This is a genomic window from Hyella patelloides LEGE 07179, assembly GCF_900659865.1.
Lineage (GTDB): Bacteria > Cyanobacteriota > Cyanobacteriia > Cyanobacteriales > Xenococcaceae > Hyella > Hyella patelloides.
On record NZ_LR214158.1, the window covers coordinates 1 to 4461 of the forward strand.

General features: G+C 41.5%; 5 protein-coding genes. 4 read left to right on the forward strand and 1 reads right to left on the reverse strand.

All coding sequences use genetic code 11. The features are described from left to right. Window positions 1–52 precede the first annotated feature (52 nt). Complete coding sequence (locus H1P_RS31255; RefSeq protein ID WP_144875080.1) at window positions 53–823, forward strand: BRO-N domain-containing protein; 771 nt, start codon at window positions 53–55, stop codon at window positions 821–823. 67 nt (window positions 824–890) lie between these two features. Beyond that, a complete protein-coding gene (locus H1P_RS31260; protein WP_144875082.1) occupies window positions 891–1145 on the forward strand; it encodes a hypothetical protein in 255 nt (84 codons plus the stop codon). A gap of 27 nt (window positions 1146–1172) precedes the next feature. Here H1P_RS31260 and H1P_RS31265 read toward each other — a convergent pair whose 3' ends face one another. After that, window positions 1173–1376, reverse strand: coding sequence for a ribbon-helix-helix protein, CopG family (locus H1P_RS31265; protein WP_144875084.1), 204 nt, complete (start codon window positions 1374–1376; stop codon window positions 1173–1175). A 297-nt stretch (window positions 1377–1673) separates the two neighbouring features. Here H1P_RS31265 and H1P_RS31270 point away from each other — a divergent pair, with 297 nt between their 5' ends. Both H1P_RS31270 and H1P_RS31275 read left to right on the forward strand, forming a co-directional pair. Continuing rightward, window positions 1674–3521 carry a DUF3854 domain-containing protein gene (locus H1P_RS31270; RefSeq protein WP_144875086.1) on the forward strand — a complete coding sequence of 616 codons (1848 nt, stop codon included), beginning with the start codon at window positions 1674–1676 and terminating at the stop codon, window positions 3519–3521. 27 nt (window positions 3522–3548) lie between these two features. Further along, entirely contained in the window at window positions 3549–4364 is an 816-nt protein-coding gene (locus H1P_RS31275) for a hypothetical protein (RefSeq protein WP_144875088.1), read from the forward strand. The last annotated feature ends 97 nt before the right edge of the window (window positions 4365–4461 follow it).

Sequence of the window (4461 nt, forward strand, 5' to 3'; positions counted from 1 at the left end):
TGGTGAGGGCTAAAAAGCTCTGTTGTCATTTACTCAGAGAAAAAAACGAGCTATGTCAAACCTATCAATTTTTACGTTTGAAACTCAGCAAGTAAGATTTGTGGGAACGGAAGAAAAACCAGAATGGATAGCTGCCGACATAGTAGCTATATTGTATCCCACTGCATCAAGAGCTAGTTACAGTAAGTATTTAAGCAAAGTCCCTTCGCAATGGAAGGATAAGAAACAAATTCTTACCCCTGGAGGAAAGCAAAAGTTAACGACACTATTAGAACCTGGTTTGTATTGTTTGATTGGTCGTTCCGATAGTAGTTTAGCTGTCCCATTCCAGGAATGGCTCTATGAAGAAGTGATTCCATCAATTAGAAAAACGGGTAGTTATTCTGTAGCTGAAAAATCACCCTCTATCCCTACTTTACTTTCAGCCAGAGAAGAATTGGAGACTATCAGACTGGGGATGAATTTATTTGTGGAATTGGGAGGGTGTGATGACAGAACAAAAATACTGCTCAAAGACCGAGTTCGCAATATTTTGTTAGCAGATCGACTTCAGTTATCGCAGACTCCAAATCAACCAGAGCCAACCAGAAGATTGGAGTATCCAGTCTCAGATAGAGCTATACATCTAGGCTATCGCCCCAATAATCAACAATTACAGCAAATCGGCAAACAAGCCAGCTTGCTGTATCAAGACAAACACGGAATCAAGCCAGTGCGAAGAGAGCAGTTTGTGGGCGGAACAACTCGAATGGTGAATGTCTATGGTTCGGATGATTTGGAGTTTTTAGATCGAGCCATTTTTGCCGTAATGGGCGACTCCTAGAAGATTTGCCATCTTTGAAGAAAAAATCAATGAGCCATTCTGTAGTATTTAAGTAGGATAAAATAACATGAGAAATGCTGTACCAGTACTGTTAGTGGAGATATCCCTTGGAATGGAGTCGTGGGAATTACCCATCGTAACCGCATACAAAAATCGAGAAGGAGAGTACTCTATCCCAGGATTGACTGCATTTTTAGAGGAAGCCGTCGTTCAAGGCATTAGGGATTTGGAGTCGGGTAAAGAAACATCTGTGTCAGGAAGAATTGAAATCGTGCCTGCGACCCAAAGACGTAGAAGAGTCAGAAGAGGAGGAGCAGCATGAAGAGTAAGCAGTTTTCGATTTCAATCACTAAGCAACGGTATTCAGGTATTGCTCTAGAGCATCCCGAATCAGATCGGGAACAGTACATTTTTTTTCCTTTGCTAGCTGTTTAAGTTTAGCTTTCATTTCGGGATAAACTACAGCCTTGACCTGCTCGGTTAATGGTTTTTCCCGACCGTAATTAAATTTGTATTTAGTACCAAAATCGGGATTACCACCTTGTCTTGCCATAGAAATCTTAACTAACGTTAAATGCGATCTTACTTCAATTATAGCTCTATACAATGCTAAAAAGTGTGAAGCAGATTGGATTAATAGCGACGTACAACGTTATTAAGTTTATGATGAGAATAGCAAAGGTGGTTAAGAAGCCTGAGAAACTTTGAACCACCCTTTAGATCAAAACCATATTGAGGAATTCAACATGATTGATTTACATACAAGTGTAGAACAGAAAAATCGAGAAAAACAAGAGCTAGATACAGATTTATATTCTGTAGGCTGGAGAAATGGGTTAAGAGGTGCAGCATGAGTACAGTAGCAGCAGCACCACCCAAGCTTCGCCAAAATCAACTATCAGCATCAGATTACGAGCATTGCTGTGTCAAAAGAGGATTAAACCCAAAGTGGATAACGGCAGGATGTCAAACCTTAACCCAAACCCAAGCCACTTCTTATCTAGGATACCCAGCCAAGTCAGGAGGAATCCTGATTGAGGGCGCAAATGGGCAAGGACAATTACGCCCTCATAAACCCTGGAGCAATAAACAAGGTAAGAAAGCACCCAAGTATAGGACAGCATTAGGTGATGAATACGATGCTTTATTACCCGCTCATCCCACAGATAAATATCACTGGAATCATCTCTCAGCATTAAAACAAAAGTGCTACAAGATAAATGATATTCCTCTTTTAATAATCACAGAGGGGGGATTCAAAGCGATCGCCTTATGTTCACACGAGCTTCCCACTCTTGCCTTATTAGGAGTAGAGATGGGGTTAACATCTAGTAAGGATGACCCCCAAGGAAAACGTTATTTAGTTCCTGAGTTAGAAAGATTTGCAAAGGAAGGATTTGGATTTATCTTTGCCTTTGATGCCGATACTTATACGAAGAAGCCCGTCAAACAAGCATTAATCAAACTAGCCCGACAGATACAAAAATATAATGTGCCAGTTTATAATTTACCCAAGTGGAATGAAGATGACGGAAAAGGCGTGGATGATTTCATCAAAAATCAAGGGATCGAAGAATTCCGTAAACAATTATTAAGCCAAGCCTACTGCTTTGATGATTGGTACTCTAAATACGGCTCGGATGCCTTCACCACCGTAGATGGAAACAAAATACCCAAGCCAGATATTGTTGGTGTAGAAATAGCGGAACAATATAGCGATCGCTGGGTATATTGTGATGAATTAAAAACCTGGTTGACTTACAGTTTAGAAACAGAAGGAATTTGGACTCTTGTTAGTAAAGATTACTTAGCAGCGGAAATACACAGCATTCTAAAGGCTCGGAATATCAAGGGATATGGTACTAACGCTTATGTTGAGAATATCATTGGCACTTTAAAAAGAGAATTATTCATCAGGAAGTGGGAGGAAAAATCTTCAACAGATTGGTTGCCATTCCGTAATGGAGTGTTAGAGTTAGCGACAAACAAACTCCATGAACATAATCCTGGATTCAAGTTCACGTGGCAGCTTCCACGGGATTACACAGTTGTTGAAGCAGGATGGACAAAAATAGATAATTGGATGGATGAAGCTACTAAGGGAAATGCTGAATATAAAGAATTGTTACTTTGTTTCGCTGCTGCGGTCTTGAGAGGGAGGAATGATCTACAGAAATTCCTGCACCTGATTGGTGGGGGTGGTAGTGGGAAATCTACCTTTACTACACTGTTAACGGCTTTGGTAGGGGAATCCAACACCGCTACGATGAATTTATCAGAATTGGAGGATAAGCACGAAATAGCCCGTATCTTTGGTAAAAGGTTAGTTGTTTTGCCAGACCAAGACAAAGCACCCAAGAAAATGAGCAATTTCAAACGGCTAACTGGGCAGGATAGATTGTCTGGTAGAAGACTGTTTGAAAACGGCTTTGAGTATGTATTTGGGGGACTGACAGTGGTAACATCCAATTTCCCCATCTTTCATACCAATCTAGGCTCTTGGTTGACCCGCCGAGTTAGGATGATTCCTTTTGATTATCAATGTCCCAACCATAAGAAGCGAGATTTGATGAAAGATTTTTCAGGGGAATTGGGAGCTTTTACTTCTTACTTGTTGAGTATCCCAGAGACAAAAATAGAAGCGGTATTGAAAGGAGTAGGCGATCGCTCTTTATCGACAACAGTATGGGAATCTTAAATACGAAGTGATGGGCTAGCAGCTTGGGTGAATGAATGGGTAATACAAGATAGTACAGGTAGTGTGGCAATAGGCAGTAACGCTCATGAGTGGAAAGTAGCAGAAGATTATGATGCAACTTGTTCTACCCTCTATGGAAGTTACGCCCTGTATTGCCAGCAAACCAAACGTTCGGCAAAGACACCACAAAACTTTTCGGCAGAGTTACTAGAGTTAACCCAGAGGACTTTAGGGTGGTCAACCCAGAAAGCAAGGTTAACCATAAATGGCAAGAGGGTCAGAGTAATTAAAGGATTGAGATTGCGAGGAGAAAGCGATCGCGATCTGACAGTAGAAGAAATTCTGGGTCAAAAAAGAGGGGACAACTGCGGGACAACCGATGGGACAACCGATGGGACAACCGATGGGACAACCCTAGAAACCTTGTCAGATAAGGAATCGTCCAAGGGGGACAACTCTTCTAAAAATTTAGAGTCACATAAAAACAACTTCCATTGTCGAGAGGAATTTTCTGACACGGAAACATCATCAGTAGAGATCGTGTTAAATGAGGAGCATCAAAACCTGAATGAAAAATCCTTTGCCCAAGAACTCGTATTAGAGAAGGCGGAAGGAGTTGAATCAAAAAATCTGTTAAATAATTCTGATTCAGTGGTCGAGGGTGTCCCAGAGCAAACCTCGCTTGAGATATCGGCTGTCCCCGAAGTTGTCCCAATGGCTGTGCCACAAGTTGTCCCCCCCTTAATTAATTGGCAGAGCTATCCATACAATAGTAATGATGTTTATACCTTGAAAAACCGAGCGAATAAGGTCGTGCGATTCGTTGAAGCTGCGAAGCTCTAGAAACTAGAGAAGTAGAGGCTTCCAGGCGATGGTGGGTCAAAAACCACAAGTAGCCTGAACTGTTATCGAGCAGAGGCTCGTTAAGATAGATGGAGGT